Source organism: Limnohabitans sp. Rim28 (genome assembly GCF_000293865.2).
Lineage (GTDB): Bacteria > Pseudomonadota > Gammaproteobacteria > Burkholderiales > Burkholderiaceae_C > Limnohabitans_A.
In genome coordinates, this window is the sequence record NZ_ALKN02000005.1 from 69,573 (window position 1) to 82,979 (window position 13,407).

The window sequence follows — 13,407 nt, forward strand, 5'->3', positions numbered from 1 at the left end:
GCGTTTATGGAAACCAAGTGGCTGGAAGACTTTGTGAGCTTGGCTGAAACCCGCAGTTTCAGCCGTTCGGCGCAGCTGCGCCATGTCACGCAACCAGCGTTTTCTCGCCGTATCCAGTCGCTCGAAGCTTGGGCGGGGGCCAACTTGGTGGACAGAAGCTCTTACCCCACCCAACTCACGCCAGCGGGCGTGACCTTGTATGCGCAGGCACTCGAGATGCTGCAGGCGCTGCAAAACACCCGGGCCATGCTGCGAGGCCACAACGCAGTGGGGAAAGACTTTATCCAGTTTGCGGTGCCCCACACCTTGGCTTTCACTTTCTTTCCGGCTTGGATGGCGGCTTTGCGTGAGAGTTTTGGCCCGATCAAAAGCCGATTGAGCGCCCTCAATGTGCACGATGCGGCCATGCGCATGGCCGAGGGCGGGTGTGATGTGCTGATCGCATACCACCACCCGTCGCTGCCGTTGCAAATTGACCCCGATCGTTATGACATGGTGGTGTTGGGGCATGAGGTCTTGGCGCCCTACGCCCCTGCTCGCCCGGATGGTCGTGCGCTGTTCAGCTTGCCGGGTCTTGCGGCCAAGCCATTGCCTTATTTGGGCTATGCGCCAGGCGCTTATTTGGGTGAGATCACCGACTGGATTTTGAAGCAGGCTGGCACGCCGGTGCATTTGGAGCGGGTTTACGAAACGGACATGGCCGAGGGTTTGAAGGTGATGGCTTTGGAGGGACATGGCGTGGCTTTCTTGCCCCGAAGCGCGGTGAAAAAAGAAGTGCAAGCGGGTGCGCTGGTCGAGATGACGCTGCCGGAAGGGCAGGCGCTGGCGCTCAACATGGAGGTGCGGGCTTATCGCGAAAAACCGTTCTCTCAACCCACAACACCCAGTCCGGCGCATCTGCTTTGGCAGCATTTGACCCAAAGCACGGGCCCCATTCATTCGTCTCGTTAAGCGTTCATCTTTTGTTAATGTTTGTGGCTTGATGGTCAGGGAAAACCTGAGCAGAACAGGCCTCAGAACAGGCTATATTCACCCACTTGACTGGACAGGCACGCTTTGTGCAAAAGACCGGTGTGGAGGTTGTGGTGATGCGTCAACTTGGTGCATATCCAGCCAAAACCCTTGTCCATCAAAAGCCCTAGGGTACTTACCTAGGCCATCCAAGTCCGGATTTGTCATCTAATCTGGGAGTGGCTTTTTGCCGCTCAACCGTTCTAAAGAGGATTCAACCCATGAAGAAATATGCACACACCGTGATCGGTACCGTTCTGGCGACAGCCGGTTTGTTGGCAGGCACATCCGCGATGGCCGGCAAGACACTTGACCAAATCAAGCAGCGCGGTCAAATTGTTTGTGGTGTCAACACAGGTTTGGCAGGGTTTTCGGCCGCTGACTCCAGCGGCAACTGGTCGGGTCTCGATGTGGACCACTGCCGTGCTGTGGCGGCTGCCGTTTTGAGCGACGCCACCAAAGTCAAGTACGTGCCCCTGACCGCCCAGCAGCGCTTTACAGCCTTGCAGTCTGGCGAAATCGATGTGTTGGCCCGCAACAGCACCAGCACGCTCAGCCGTGACGCTTCCTTGGGTCTGCACTTTGCCGGCGTGAACTACTACGACGGCCAAGGCTTCATGGTTCCCAAAGGCAAGATCACCAGCGCCAAGCAGCTCAAGGGCGCCACCGTCTGCGTGCAGTCCGGCACCACGACAGAGAAAAACCTGACCGATTACTCGCGCGCCAACAAGCTCAACCTGAAGCCTGTGGTGTTTGAGAAAGTGGAAGCCGCTACCGGTGCTTACTTCGCGGGCCGTTGCCAGGCTTACACCACCGACACCTCCGGCTTGGCCTCTGTGCGTGCCAAAGAAGCCAAGGACCCAGCCGCCCACGTGATCTTGCCCGACCTGGTCTCCAAAGAGCCCTTGGGCCCCATGGTTCGCCGCGGTGACGACGAGTGGTTGGCCATCAACAAGTGGGTGTTGGCTGGTTTGATCGAAGCCGAAGAGTACGGCATCACCCAAGCCAATGCTGACCAAATGAAGTCCAGCGACAACCCGCAAGTCGGTCGTTTGCTCGGCGCGACGGAAGATTTGGGCAAGCATTTGGGCCTGGACAAAGAGTGGCTCTACCGCGCGATCAAAGTCACCGGCAACTACGGTGAGATTTTTGAGCGCAATGTGGGCCCCAAGACCTCCATCAACCTGCCCCGCGGCATGAACCGTCAGTGGAATCAGGGCGGCTTGCTGTACTCGGCACCGCTACGTTGATGTCCTGCCTCTTTTGAAGGCTCTGAATACGCCCCTTCTTGGGGCGTATTTTTTGCCAAACCGTTTTTATTCAGGCAGCTAGCATGTCCCATTTTTCTATGATTGAGGCCAGACCCTCACCCGACAAGAAAAACCGGTCGATTTCGTGGCGCAGCCGCGAAGGGCGATCGGTCATCTACCAGGTCGTGGCGCTTTTGTCGGCTTTTGCGCTGGTGGCTTTGTTGGTGCGCAATACCCTCGCCAACATGCGTTTGCGCGGCATCCAAAGCGGTTACGATTTTTTATTTCAACCGTTTGGCTTTGACATCAGCGAAACGGTGATCGATTACGCGCACAACAGTTCGTACTTTGTGGCGTTTGCGATCGGCATGCTCAACACCCTGAAGGTGGCCATCATTGGCATTGCCTTGGCCACCGTGCTCGGGGTGTTGATTGGCGTGGGCCGGTTTTCGGCCAACTTTTTGGTGCAAAAGATTTGCTATGCCTTTGTGGAGTTCTTCCGCAATGTGCCGGTCTATTTGCAGTTGCTGATTTGGTATTTGGTGTTTGCTGAAGCTTTGCCCGACTTGGACAACGCCTGGAATGCGGGCCACTTTTACCTCAGCAAAAACGGTATTTCTTTCCCTTGGCCCGTCTGGCAGTTGGGCCAAACACTGGCCTTGGTCGGGGCGGTTTTGGGCCTGGTGTTCGGGCTGTATTATCGGCATTTGGCACGGGCACACTTTGACCGCACGGGCCATGCGCGACCTGTCTTCGGGGTGGTTTTGGCCGCCATTTTGGGCATGGCCGTTTTGGGCTGGCTGGCCGGTGGTGCACCTGCGGAGTGGGATCTGCCCAAAGTGGGCGATTTCCAAATCGAAGACGGTGGCGCCTTCAGCCCCGAGTTCATGGCCTTGCTGTTTGGCTTGGTGTTTTACACGGCAGCTTTCATTGCCGAAGTGGTCCGTTCGGGCATCGCGTCGGTGTCTTTGGGTCAGCATGAGGCCGCAGCCTCTTTGGGCTTGACCAAAAACCAGTCCATGCGCCTGGTGGTGTTGCCGCAGGCTTTGCGGGTGATCATTCCGCCGCTGACCAGCCAGTACCTCAACCTGACCAAGAACTCCTCTTTGGCCGTGGCCATCGGCTACCCTGAACTGGTGTCGATCGCCAACACCACACTCAACCAAACGGGGCGCGCCATCGAGGCCCTGTCGATTGTGATGTTGGTTTACTTGACCCTGTCCCTCATTACCTCGGCGCTCATGAACTGGTTCAACGCCAGTGCCGCCATTCAGGAGCGCTGACATGACCATGGTTTTCAAATCCAGTGAAGCGCGGCCCATGCCGGGTCGCAGCGCAGGCCTAGGTGCCTGGTTTCGGGCCAACTTGTTTTCCAGCGTTGGCAACAGCCTCTTGTCGGTGGTGTTGTTGGCTGTGTGTTTGTGGCTCTTGTATTCGTCCATGGACTGGGCGGTGGTGCAAGCGGTGTTCGGGGCCAATTTGCAGGCTTGCAATGAAGTTCGCGGTGTCGGCGCTTGCTGGGGTGTGATCACCGAAAAAGGCCGCTTGATCGTGATGGGCCGCTACCCTGAAGCCGAGCATTGGCGGCCGGTGATCGCGACCGCTTTGATGTTGGGTGTGGTGGTCATCAGCTGCATGCCGCGTTTTTGGAACAAATCACTGCCCTTGATCTGGGCCCTGATGTTGGTGGTTTACTTTGTGCTCATGAAGGGCGGATTTTTCGGTCTGACCGACGTCGACACCGACCAGTGGGGCGGCTTTCCGCTCACGGTGATGCTGACCGTGATTTCCATGACCTTGGCGTTTCCCTTGGCCATTTTTGTGGCTTTAGGGCGTCGCTCCAACATGCCCGCCATCAAGGCTTTGTGCACCCTGTATGTCGAACTGATCCGTGGCGTGCCGCTGATCACCGTGCTGTTCATGGCCTCGTTCATGCTGCCCTTGTTCATGCCCGAGGGCGTGAAGATCGACGTGCTGGTGCGCGTGGTGGTGGGCATCACGCTGTTTTCGGCAGCTTACATGGCCGAGGTGATTCGCGGTGGTCTGCAGGCTTTGCCCAAGGGACAAACCGAAGCTGCAGCCACTTTGGGCCTGACTTATTGGCAGACCCAGCGCATGATTGTTTTGCCGCAAGCCTTGGCCACCGTGGTGCCGTCCATCATGAACACCTTCATCGGCCTGTTCAAGGACACATCGCTGGTCACCATCGTGTCCCTCTATGAGCTGACCGGAGCTTTGGGTCTTGCGCTCAACTCGGACGCCGACTGGCGCCCCTTCAAGATCGAAGCCTACCTCTTCATCACCTTCATTTATTTCGCGTTCTGCTTTGCCATGTCGCGCTACAGCCTGTGGATCGAAGAGCGCACGGCCGTGAGCAAAGTCCGCTGAACGAAAGACACCTATGACCTCCAACGCGACCCCCATCATTGAATTCAAAGGCGTGAACAAGTGGTATGCCAGCAATGGCTACCACGTGCTGCGCGACGTCAACCTGCAGTTCGCCAAAGGCGAAAAAGTGGTCATTTGTGGCCCCTCGGGTTCGGGCAAATCCACCCTGATCCGCTGCATCAACGCCCTGGAGGAATACCAGGAAGGCACCCTCACCGTGGACGGCACCGTTTTGGGCGATGACCTCAAGGGCATCGACCAAGTGCGCCGCGAAGTCGGCATGGTGTTCCAGCAGTTCAACCTGTTCCCGCACCTGACGGTGATGGAAAACCTGATCTTGTCACCCACTTGGGTGGCCAAGATGCCCCGCAAAGAAGCCATCGACAAAGCCATGGTGCAACTGGAGCGTGTGCGCATTGCCGAGCATGCCCACAAGTACCCGCTGCAGTTGTCCGGCGGCCAGCAGCAGCGCGTGGCCATTGCCCGTGCGTTGTGCCTGACCCCCAAGATCATGCTGTTCGATGAGCCCACCTCGGCCCTCGACCCTGAGATGATCAAGGAAGTGCTGGACGTGATGATCGAGTTGACCAGCCAGGGCATGACCATGCTGTGCGTCACGCACGAAATGGGCTTTGCCAAAGCGGTGGCCGACCGCGTGATCTTCATGGACCAAGGTCAGGTGGTTGAGCAAGCCCCGCCCCAGCAATTCTTTGATGCGCCGCAAACCGATCGGGCGCAAGACTTTTTGTCCAAGATACTCGGGCATTGAGCGTATTCCACCGCAAACGTTCGCACCAGAGTTGGGGTCACGGGTTGGGGCGATTTGGCGAGCTTGCGAGTATGAGCCCGGCCCGTGACCCCAACTCTGGTTCCAATCAAGTGAACCCCAATGACCTACCAGTAGGTTTGCGACAATACGCCCCATGACCCAAGAACTGACCCTCACTCGCCCCGACGACTGGCACCTGCATGTGCGCGATGGCGCCGCCCTGGACGTGGTGGTGCCCCACACCGCTGCACAATTTGCCCGCGCCATCATCATGCCCAACCTCAAGCCGCCGGTGACCACGGCAGAGCAGGCGTTGGCTTACAAAAAGCGCATCTTGGCCGCTGTGCCCCGGGGCATGGCCTTTGAGCCACTGATGACCTTGTACCTCACCGACAACCTGGACCCGGCAGAGATCGCCCGTGCCAAAGCCGCAGGCGTGGTGGCGTGCAAGTTGTACCCCGCTGGTGCCACGACCAACAGCGACGCGGGTGTGACCGATCTGCGCAAGATTTACCCTGTGCTCGAAGCCATGCAGCGCGAAGGCGTGCTGCTCTTGGTGCATGGCGAAGTGACCACGTCCGACATCGACCTGTTCGACCGCGAAGCGGTGTTCATTGAGCGGCACTTGATGCCTTTGCGCCGGGACTTTCCGGCGCTCAAAATCGTGATGGAACACATCACGACCTCGGAGGCGGTGCAGTACGTGTCTGCGGCCGACAGCCACTTGGCAGCGACCATCACGGTGCACCATTTGCTGTACAACCGCAATGCCATCTTCACGGGGGGCATTCGCCCGCATTACTACTGCCTGCCTGTGCTCAAGCGCGAGACGCACCGCCAGGCGCTGGTGCAAGCCGCCATCTCGGGCGACCCACGCTTCTTTTTGGGCACCGACAGTGCGCCCCATCCGGCCCACTTGAAAGAGCACGCCACAGGCTGTGCCGGTTGCTACACGGCGCATGCCGCCATGGAGATGTACGCCGAGGCCTTTGACCAGGCGGGTGCTTTGGACAAGCTGGAGGGGTTTGCCAGTTTGTTTGGGGCCGATTTTTATGGCTTGCCACGCAACACAGACCGCATCACTTTGCGCCGTGAAAACTGGACGCCCCCCGAGAGCTACGCGTTTGGCGAGGCCGAACTCAAGCCCTTGCGTTCCGGCGAGGCGCTGCCGTGGCGACTGCTGAGCGCCTGAATCCCCACCGTGCTGGTCGTCGCTGCGCAGCCGCTACGGCCCTGCGTGTGAGTGACATCGATTGGCAAGCGCCCTGGCTGGCCGACTGGCGCGCTGTGGGAGAGCCCATCGCCCAGCAAGTGGCCACGGGTTGCCCCCAGCACCAAGCTTTGAATGCAGCCCGCCGTGCCTCCGTGCGTTTTGTGCCCCAAGACGACTTGCCAGAAGGTCAGGCCTATGAAGACTTCATCTTTGCCAGGGGCCAAGTGCCCACCCGTGAAGGCTTGCACGACTTTTTCAATGCCTTGTGCTGGATGCATTTCCCCTTGACCAAAAAACGTTTGAACCAGCTGCAAGCCCATGAAATCGCCCGCGCTGGTGTGGGCCAAGTGCGCGGCAAAGTCCGCGATGCGGCGACCGTGTTCGATGAAAATGCTTTGCTGGTTCAGCCGTCTGACGCATTGTGGGAGGCGCTGACTGGTCACCGATGGGCTGACGCCTTCATGGGATTGAGAAGTGAGTGGGCGCACACACGCGTTTGGGCCTTTGGCCATGCTGCGTTAGAAAAAGCCGTGCAGCCCTACAAGTCGATCACAGTGCACATGTGGCGTGTGCCGCTGGGTGTGCCGTCACAAGACATCGATGCTTGGTTGGCGCAAGACTTGACCGAGACCAAGTTGTCGCAAAAACCCTTCAGTCCTTTGCCCCTGCTGGGCTTGCCCGGTTGGTGGCCCGACAACGAAAACCCTTCTTTTTACGCCGACCCCACCGTTTTCAGGCCCAAACGGCGTCCATCCCCCATTGAAAAACCACACGCCGATCAGGATTACGAAGCACTGTCTTGAATTTGTATTTTGAGACCCTAATATTCAATCCCACGTGCCCGCGTATTTCGGGCTGAAAGTGAAACTCAACATGAAACGCATTTTTCTTTTTGTCATGACCAACCTGGCTGTGGTGGTCGTGCTGGGCATTGTGGCCAACCTGCTGGGCGTCAACCGATTCCTGACGGCCAATGGCCTGAACTTGGGCGCACTGCTTGGTTTTGCGCTGATCATGGGTTTTGGCGGCGCCATCATTTCCTTGCTCATCAGCAAGCCCATGGCCAAGTGGACATCCGGCGTCAAGGTCATCACCCAGCCTGCCAATGCCGATGAAGCCTGGATCCTGGACACGGTGCGCAAGTTTGCCGACAAGTCCGGCATCGGCATGCCCGAAGTCGGCATCTTTGAGGGTGACCCCAACGCATTTGCCACCGGCGCTTTCCGCGATTCGGCGCTGGTGGCGGTGTCGACCGGCTTGTTGCAAAACATGACGCACGAGGAAGTCGAGGCGGTGATCGCCCATGAAGTGGCGCACATTGCCAACGGTGACATGGTCACCATGACCTTGATCCAGGGTGTGATGAACACCTTTGTGGTGTTCATCTCGCGCGTGGTGGGTTATGCGGTGGACAGTTTCTTGCGCAAGGGTGACAGCGAAAACACCGGGCCTGGCATGGGTTACTACATCACCACCATCGTGATGGACATTCTGCTGGGCTTTGTGGCGGCGATCATCGTGGCCTGGTTCAGCCGCCAGCGCGAGTTCCGCGCGGATTCCGGCGCGGCCCAGCTGATGGGCCGCAAGCAGCCCATGATCAATGCCCTGGCCCGTTTGGGCGGTGTGCACACGGCCGAGTTGCCCAAGACCATGGCGGCCATGGGCATTGCGGGGGGCATCGGTCAGCTGTTCAGCACCCACCCGCCGATTGAAGAGCGGATCGCTGCGCTGCAAAACAGCGCCTCATAAAGACGTTTCGTCTTTGGCCAGTGCGTCCAGGTGGGATGTGTCTCCCCATCCCACCAAGGACAGGCCTTCAGGTGTCCATAACAAGCGGTTGACTGCGGTGTTGGTGAGCGACCAAGTGCGAGGGGCCTGATGGTCCAGGCGGGTGGCCGCGCGATACAAGATGTCGAGCACACCGCCATGGGCCACCAACACAATTTGTTGCCCGGTGTGTTGGGCGGCCAACTCGTTCACGCTGTTCATGATGCGCTGATGCAACACCAGCAGTGATTCGCCGCCGCCAGGTGGCGTCCACTCGGGTGTGCGTTTGCGCCATTGCACAGCGTGCTCGGGCCACTCCGCTTCGACTTCGGAAAAGGTGTGTCCTTGAAAAACACCAAAATGCCGTTCGCGCAAACCCACATGCGTACGCACAGTCTGTCCCACGGCATTGGCCAGGGCTTGTGCCGTGGTGTGCGCCCGTGACAAGTCACTGGCATAAATGGCATCCACCGTTTCACGACCCGTCAATGCGCGTGCCAAGCGATCGGCCTGCAGCAGCCCGGTGTCGTTGAGTGGAATGTCCAAATGACCTTGGAGGCGTGTCTCCACGTTCCAAGCGGTTTCTCCGTGGCGAATCGCCAAAATTCGGGTGAAGTCCATGGGCCTGAACCGCTCAGCGCGGCAATTCAATGTTGACCCGCCGTAAGCCCGCTGGCGGGTTGGGGAAATTGGCCAGGGCGGCTTGAAACAGTGTGGCAAAAATCGGGACGCTGTCACTCCATGGACCCGAGTGGCTGGCCCGGGTTTCGTACACCACCTGGCCCGACTTCAAGTCGCGCATGATCAGGCTCACATCGCGTCGGTAATGGGTGGGTGGCGGAAAGCGCATGCCCATGCCCACGCCAATGTGCGGTCCAAATCCACCGCCAAAGCCCGAACCCACGGCGATGCTGCCATAAGGTGCCCAACCTGGGGCGAGCGGTCGGCCCCAAGGGTCGGCCAAGTAGCGGTTGCCCCCGAAGCCCACCAACACACTCAATTGGGCCCCCGCATCGTCGCGCACCAGGCCCACGGCGGTCATGGCGGCTTGGGCTTGTTGTTCGGCCAAGCCCGCTTCCGGGTTGCTGGCTTGAGAGGGGAGGCGCTCAAAACGGTAGGTGGCCCCTAGCAGGCTCATGCCGGGCGGCACCGCCGCCACCGACACCACATCGCTGTCGATCAGGCGCATCGAAGCACAGCCCGACAGCAGACCCAAGGTCGCTGCGGCCAAGGCCAACAAAAAACGCCGAACGATCGTGTTCATGAAGATGCTCTCTTGGTGGTTCAGATGGAAATGACCTGGATGCCTGGCAAGGCGGATTCCTTGAACTCTTCCTCGTCAAAAGCCTTATCGCCGTCGTCTGATTCGATGCCCGTGATTTTCAGATCCTTGAAGCCGTGCAATTTGGCGTCCATCAGATGCGAGGGCACGACATTTTGCAAGGCCGAAAACATGTTTTCAATCCGGCCAGGGTGCTTCTTTTGCCACTCGCGCAGCATGTTGCCCACCTGCAGGCGTTGCAAATTCTCTTGGCTGCCACACAGTGTGCAGGGGATGATGGGGAACTGTCGGTGCGCTGCCCAACGGATCAGGTCGGACTCGGCCACATAGGCCAGCGGGCGGATCACCATGAACTCGCCGTTGTCACTGACCAGCTTCGGCGGCATGCCCTTGAGCTTGCCGCCAAAGAACATGTTCAAAAAGAAGGTCTGCAGCATGTCGTCGCGGTGGTGGCCGAGCGCCAGTTTGTTGCACTTCAATTCACGTGCCACGCGGTACAAAATGCCCCGGCGCAGTCGGCTGCACAGGCTGCACATGGTTTTGCCTTCGGGGATCTTGTCCTTCACGATCGAATACGTGTCTTGCGTCTCGATGTGGAACTCCACGCCCAGCTCTTTGAGGTAGGCGGGCAGGATGTGCTCGGGAAACCCTGGTTGCTTTTGGTCCAGGTTGACCGCGACCAATTCGAAGTCGACCGGCGCACGGGCCTTCATCTTGAGCAAGATGTCGAGCATGCCGTAACTGTCCTTGCCGCCGGACATGCAGACCATGATGCGGTCGCCTGCCTCGATCAGGTTGAAGTCGCTGATGGCCTGGCCCATTTGGCGGCACAGGCGTTTTTCGAGCTTGTGGGTTTCGCGTTCGATCTTGATGGCTTTGGCGGCCTCTGATTCGGCTTGTGCTTGTACCCAGGCGTTGTCTGCTTCTGTGTCTGTGTTCATGAGGTTCACCACTGTCCGGTTTCCATGCGAATGGCCACTTCGCAGTCTTCAAAAATTTCAAGTTTGGCAATCTTGACGCGCACGCCCAAAACGCCGGGCAACTGCATCAGGCGGTTGGAGACTTTGCCAATCAGCGTTTCCAGCAGGTTGATGTGCTCAGCCGTGCATTCATCGATGATGATTTTGCGCACTTTGCGGTAGTCCAGCACCGAGTGGATGTCGTCGTCGCTGGGCAGCAGGGGTTGCGTACCCAGGTTCAATTCGGCGTCCACCTGGATCGGCTGGGGATCGGTTTTTTCGTGTTCGAGGATGCCCAGGTTGGCGTCAAAGCGCAAACCGGTCAGCTCCAAGGTTTGATGGCCAGCAGGGGTTTTCATCTGGAAGATTTGGTCTGGAAAATTTCCACCCCAACCGCTTCGCAGTCCGGGTACACATCGGGTTTGCAGCTGGACAGGCGCACCGCCTGCACCTGCGGGTGGGCGATCAGCTCGCGCATCAGGTCGTCGCACAAGGTCTCTTGCAAAACGATGTGGCCTTGGGCCACCCGCTGTGCAATCACCTCGCGGATGAAATCGTAGTCCACCACCTCGGCCAGATCGTCTTGCGTCGGTGTGGACGCGCTGTAGGGCACGAACAGCTCCACATTGAAGACGATCCGCTGGGGGCCGAGCTTTTCAAAGTCGTGCGCACCGATGCGCACGTCCACCGTGTGGTTGCGTAAAAACAGGCGGCGGCAGTTCAGCGCCAATGGTGTCATCAGATCGCTCATGCAGCACCTTTCGGGTCGGCCAAAAACATCACATCCCGCGCCAAAGGCACCAGGTGCTGGCCGTTGTCCACACACACCGTGGTGCCGGTGATGCAGGGGTTTTGCGCCAGAAACAGGCAGGTGGCCGCCACCTGCGCCGGGTCGATCGGCTCGCGCAGCAGGTTCACGCGGCTGGCGCGGTCAAAGTTCTCCTGGGTTTGCGGGCCGCTCAAAAACATCAGGCCTGGGGCCACGCCGCACACCCGCAAGGGGGCCAAGGCCTGCGCCTGCAAGGCCACGGCACGCTCGAGCGCCAGTTTGGATACGGTGTATGAAAAATAGTCCGGGTTCAGGTTGAACACCTTCTGGTCCAGGATGTGGACCACGCTGCGCTGGCCGGGCGTGGCCTTGGGCGAGGTTTGCTGCGCCATGAGTGAGGCCATCAACATGGGCGCGATCAAATTCACCTCGATTTGCTGGCGCGCACCGGGCAAGTCCATGTCGGTGCCCTCGTCCGGCTCGAACAGCGAAGCGTTGTTGACCACGCAGTCGAGCGGGCCGTGGCTTTGCGCGATGTGCGCCATCATCTGTTCGACTTGTGCGCTTTGTGCCAAATCGGCTTGCACGCATTCAACCAAGCCCCCAGCGGCCTGCAGTTCCGCCTGCAGCGCCTTGGCCGCATCGGCCGAGCGTTGGTAATGGCACCACACGCGCCAGCCCGCCGCCGCAAATTGGCGAACGATCTCTGCGCCCAGGCGATGAGCGCCTCCGGTGACCAGAACTTGTTTCATGAAGGGGGGCTGGGCAGAGGGGACTGCGCCAGAACATCCAAAGTGACAAAGGCCTGAATTATCGGGCAAGCCATGGAATGGACCCCCGGTGCCCCGGCAAACCCCCGTACGCCTTCGGCGACAATCAGCGCGTGAGCTTGCCGAATCCCCATCCCCCTGCTGAATTGACCCCGCGTATCCACCAGGCCATTGCCCAAGCCGGTGGCTGGATCGGGTTTGACCGTTTCATGGCCATGGCCTTGTACGAACCTGGCTTGGGGTACTACGCCAATGCGCTGCAAAAATTCGGGGCCATGCCCGCTTCGGGCAGCGACTTTGTGACCGCGCCGGGCATGTCCCCGCTGTTTGGCCAAACCTTGGCCGTGCAGGTGCGCCAGGCGCTGCAAGCCACGGGCAGCGATGAGGTCTGGGAGTTTGGCGCGGGCACCGGGGCACTGGCCCTGCAACTGCTGGACAGCCTGGGCGATGCGGTGCGCCGTTACACCCTCATCGATTTGTCGGGCACTTTGCGCGCCCGTCAGGCCGATACCTTGTTGAAGCACGCCGACAAAGTGCGCTGGCTCGACGCCTGGCCCGACGCCATCGAAGGCGTGGTGGTGGGCAACGAGGTGCTCGACGCCATGCCGGTACAGCTCTTGCAAAGAACGCAGGGTGTCTGGCACGAGCGGGGTGTGGTCAGCGCCGGGGAAACATGGGCTTGGCAAGACCGGCTCACCGATTTGCGTCCGCCTGTTGAGATTGAGGGCGAGCACGATTACTTGACCGAGATCCACCCTCAGGCCGAAGCCTTCATCGCCAGCTTGGCCGAGCGCATGCTGGCTGGGCGGGGTGGCGCGGCGTTTTTTCTGGATTACGGCTTTCCCGAGGGCGAATACTTTCACCCCCAGCGCCACATGGGCACCGTGATGTGCCACCAACTGCACCAGGCCGACGACAACCCCTTGGTGGCAGTGGGCCAAAAAGACATCACGGCCCATGTGAACTTCACCGGGGTGGCCTTGGCCGGGCAAAACGCGGGGCTGAATGTGCTGGGCTACGCCAGCCAAGCCTGGTTCTTGCTCAATCTGGGCCTGGCCGAGCGCATGGCCGAGGCCTCTTTGCCCGAACGCAGCCAGGCCCAGCGCCTCATCAACGAGCACGAAATGGGCGAGTTGTTCAAAGTGGTCGGGTTCGCCACGTCGTCCGATTGGGCCGCTCAGGGCTTTGCCCGGGGCGACCGCTCGCACCGCCTGTAAACGGCACCCAGG

At 59.5% G+C, this 13,407-nt stretch carries 15 protein-coding genes; 9 read left to right on the plus strand and 6 right to left on the minus strand.

Annotated features, from left to right (window positions below; genetic code table 11):
* The first annotated feature begins 6 nt into the window (after nt 1-6).
* The 8 genes from B472_RS07170 (at nt 7) to htpX (ending at nt 8,380) form a co-directional block, all read left to right on the plus strand.
* On the plus strand, nt 7-951 hold the full coding sequence (locus B472_RS07170) for a LysR substrate-binding domain-containing protein (protein ID WP_019426529.1): 945 nt from the start codon (nt 7-9) through the stop codon (nt 949-951).
* A gap of 281 nt (nt 952-1,232) precedes the next feature.
* Nucleotides 1,233-2,261 carry an amino acid ABC transporter substrate-binding protein gene (locus B472_RS07175; RefSeq protein ID WP_019426530.1) on the plus strand — a complete coding sequence of 343 codons (1,029 nt, stop codon included), beginning with the start codon at nt 1,233-1,235 and terminating at the stop codon, nt 2,259-2,261.
* A gap of 83 nt (nt 2,262-2,344) precedes the next feature.
* Complete coding sequence (locus tag B472_RS07180) at nt 2,345-3,544, plus strand: amino acid ABC transporter permease (RefSeq protein ID WP_192877857.1); 1,200 nt, start codon at nt 2,345-2,347, stop codon at nt 3,542-3,544.
* A gap of 1 nt (nt 3,545) precedes the next feature.
* On the plus strand, nt 3,546-4,649 hold the full coding sequence (locus B472_RS07185) for an amino acid ABC transporter permease (RefSeq protein WP_019426532.1): 1,104 nt from the start codon (nt 3,546-3,548) through the stop codon (nt 4,647-4,649).
* A 13-nt stretch (nt 4,650-4,662) separates the two neighbouring features.
* Nucleotides 4,663-5,418 carry an amino acid ABC transporter ATP-binding protein gene (locus B472_RS07190; RefSeq protein ID WP_019426533.1) on the plus strand — a complete coding sequence of 252 codons (756 nt, stop codon included), beginning with the start codon at nt 4,663-4,665 and terminating at the stop codon, nt 5,416-5,418.
* Between the two features lie 154 nt (nt 5,419-5,572).
* Complete coding sequence (gene pyrC, locus B472_RS07195; RefSeq protein WP_019426534.1) at nt 5,573-6,610, plus strand: dihydroorotase; 1,038 nt, start codon at nt 5,573-5,575, stop codon at nt 6,608-6,610.
* Nucleotides 6,611-6,657: 47 nt separating this feature from the next.
* Nucleotides 6,658-7,434 carry a DUF3025 domain-containing protein gene (locus tag B472_RS07200; protein ID WP_019426535.1) on the plus strand — a complete coding sequence of 259 codons (777 nt, stop codon included), beginning with the start codon at nt 6,658-6,660 and terminating at the stop codon, nt 7,432-7,434.
* Between the two features lie 70 nt (nt 7,435-7,504).
* Nucleotides 7,505-8,380 carry a protease HtpX gene (htpX, locus tag B472_RS07205; protein ID WP_026039460.1) on the plus strand — a complete coding sequence of 292 codons (876 nt, stop codon included), beginning with the start codon at nt 7,505-7,507 and terminating at the stop codon, nt 8,378-8,380.
* Here htpX and B472_RS07210 read toward each other — a convergent pair.
* The 6 genes from B472_RS07210 to B472_RS07235 are packed head-to-tail and all read right to left on the minus strand — an operon-like array spanning nt 8,375 to nt 12,160.
* Nucleotides 8,375-9,019, minus strand: a complete 645-nt coding sequence (locus tag B472_RS07210; protein ID WP_019426537.1) for a histidine phosphatase family protein — start codon at nt 9,017-9,019, stop codon at nt 8,375-8,377. The two genes, htpX and B472_RS07210, sit on opposite strands and share 6 nt — an antisense overlap.
* A 13-nt stretch (nt 9,020-9,032) precedes the next feature.
* Nucleotides 9,033-9,662 (minus strand): DUF4136 domain-containing protein, encoded by a 630-nt coding sequence (locus B472_RS07215; protein WP_019426538.1) that lies wholly within the window; start codon nt 9,660-9,662, stop codon nt 9,033-9,035.
* A gap of 20 nt (nt 9,663-9,682) precedes the next feature.
* Nucleotides 9,683-10,621, minus strand: a complete 939-nt coding sequence (gene ttcA / locus B472_RS07220) for a tRNA 2-thiocytidine(32) synthetase TtcA (RefSeq protein WP_019426539.1) — start codon at nt 10,619-10,621, stop codon at nt 9,683-9,685.
* Nucleotides 10,622-10,626: 5 nt separating this feature from the next.
* Entirely contained in the window at nt 10,627-10,998 is a 372-nt protein-coding gene (locus tag B472_RS07225; RefSeq protein ID WP_019426540.1) for a dihydroneopterin aldolase, read from the minus strand.
* A complete protein-coding gene (locus B472_RS07230) occupies nt 10,995-11,390 on the minus strand; it encodes a dihydroneopterin aldolase (RefSeq protein WP_019426541.1) in 396 nt (131 codons plus the stop codon). Before B472_RS07230 ends, B472_RS07225 begins: the two co-directional genes overlap by 4 nt.
* Complete coding sequence (locus tag B472_RS07235; protein ID WP_019426542.1) at nt 11,387-12,160, minus strand: SDR family oxidoreductase; 774 nt, start codon at nt 12,158-12,160, stop codon at nt 11,387-11,389. Before B472_RS07235 ends, B472_RS07230 begins: the two co-directional genes overlap by 4 nt.
* A 77-nt stretch (nt 12,161-12,237) precedes the next feature.
* On the opposite strand from B472_RS07235, the gene B472_RS07240 reads away from it, so the two are divergent.
* Nucleotides 12,238-13,395, plus strand: coding sequence for a class I SAM-dependent methyltransferase (locus B472_RS07240; RefSeq protein WP_019426543.1), 1,158 nt, complete (start codon nt 12,238-12,240; stop codon nt 13,393-13,395).
* Nucleotides 13,396-13,407 lie beyond the last annotated feature (12 nt).

Coding starts and splice junctions, on each gene's coding strand:
- B472_RS07170 (WP_019426529.1), top strand. CDS start 7: ATGGAAACCAAGTGGCTGGAAGACTTTGTGAGCTTGGCTGAAACCCGC.
- B472_RS07175 (WP_019426530.1), top strand. CDS start 1,233: ATGAAGAAATATGCACACACCGTGATCGGTACCGTTCTGGCGACAGCC.
- B472_RS07180 (WP_192877857.1), top strand. CDS start 2,345: ATGTCCCATTTTTCTATGATTGAGGCCAGACCCTCACCCGACAAGAAA.
- B472_RS07185 (WP_019426532.1), top strand. CDS start 3,546: ATGACCATGGTTTTCAAATCCAGTGAAGCGCGGCCCATGCCGGGTCGC.
- B472_RS07190 (WP_019426533.1), top strand. CDS start 4,663: ATGACCTCCAACGCGACCCCCATCATTGAATTCAAAGGCGTGAACAAG.
- pyrC (WP_019426534.1), top strand. CDS start 5,573: ATGACCCAAGAACTGACCCTCACTCGCCCCGACGACTGGCACCTGCAT.
- htpX (WP_026039460.1), top strand. CDS start 7,505: ATGAAACGCATTTTTCTTTTTGTCATGACCAACCTGGCTGTGGTGGTC.
- B472_RS07210 (WP_019426537.1), bottom strand. CDS start 9,019: ATGGACTTCACCCGAATTTTGGCGATTCGCCACGGAGAAACCGCTTGG.
- B472_RS07215 (WP_019426538.1), bottom strand. CDS start 9,662: ATGAACACGATCGTTCGGCGTTTTTTGTTGGCCTTGGCCGCAGCGACC.
- ttcA (WP_019426539.1), bottom strand. CDS start 10,621: ATGAACACAGACACAGAAGCAGACAACGCCTGGGTACAAGCACAAGCC.
- B472_RS07225 (WP_019426540.1), bottom strand. CDS start 10,998: ATGAAAACCCCTGCTGGCCATCAAACCTTGGAGCTGACCGGTTTGCGC.
- B472_RS07230 (WP_019426541.1), bottom strand. CDS start 11,390: ATGAGCGATCTGATGACACCATTGGCGCTGAACTGCCGCCGCCTGTTT.
- B472_RS07235 (WP_019426542.1), bottom strand. CDS start 12,160: ATGAAACAAGTTCTGGTCACCGGAGGCGCTCATCGCCTGGGCGCAGAG.
- B472_RS07240 (WP_019426543.1), top strand. CDS start 12,238: ATGGACCCCCGGTGCCCCGGCAAACCCCCGTACGCCTTCGGCGACAAT.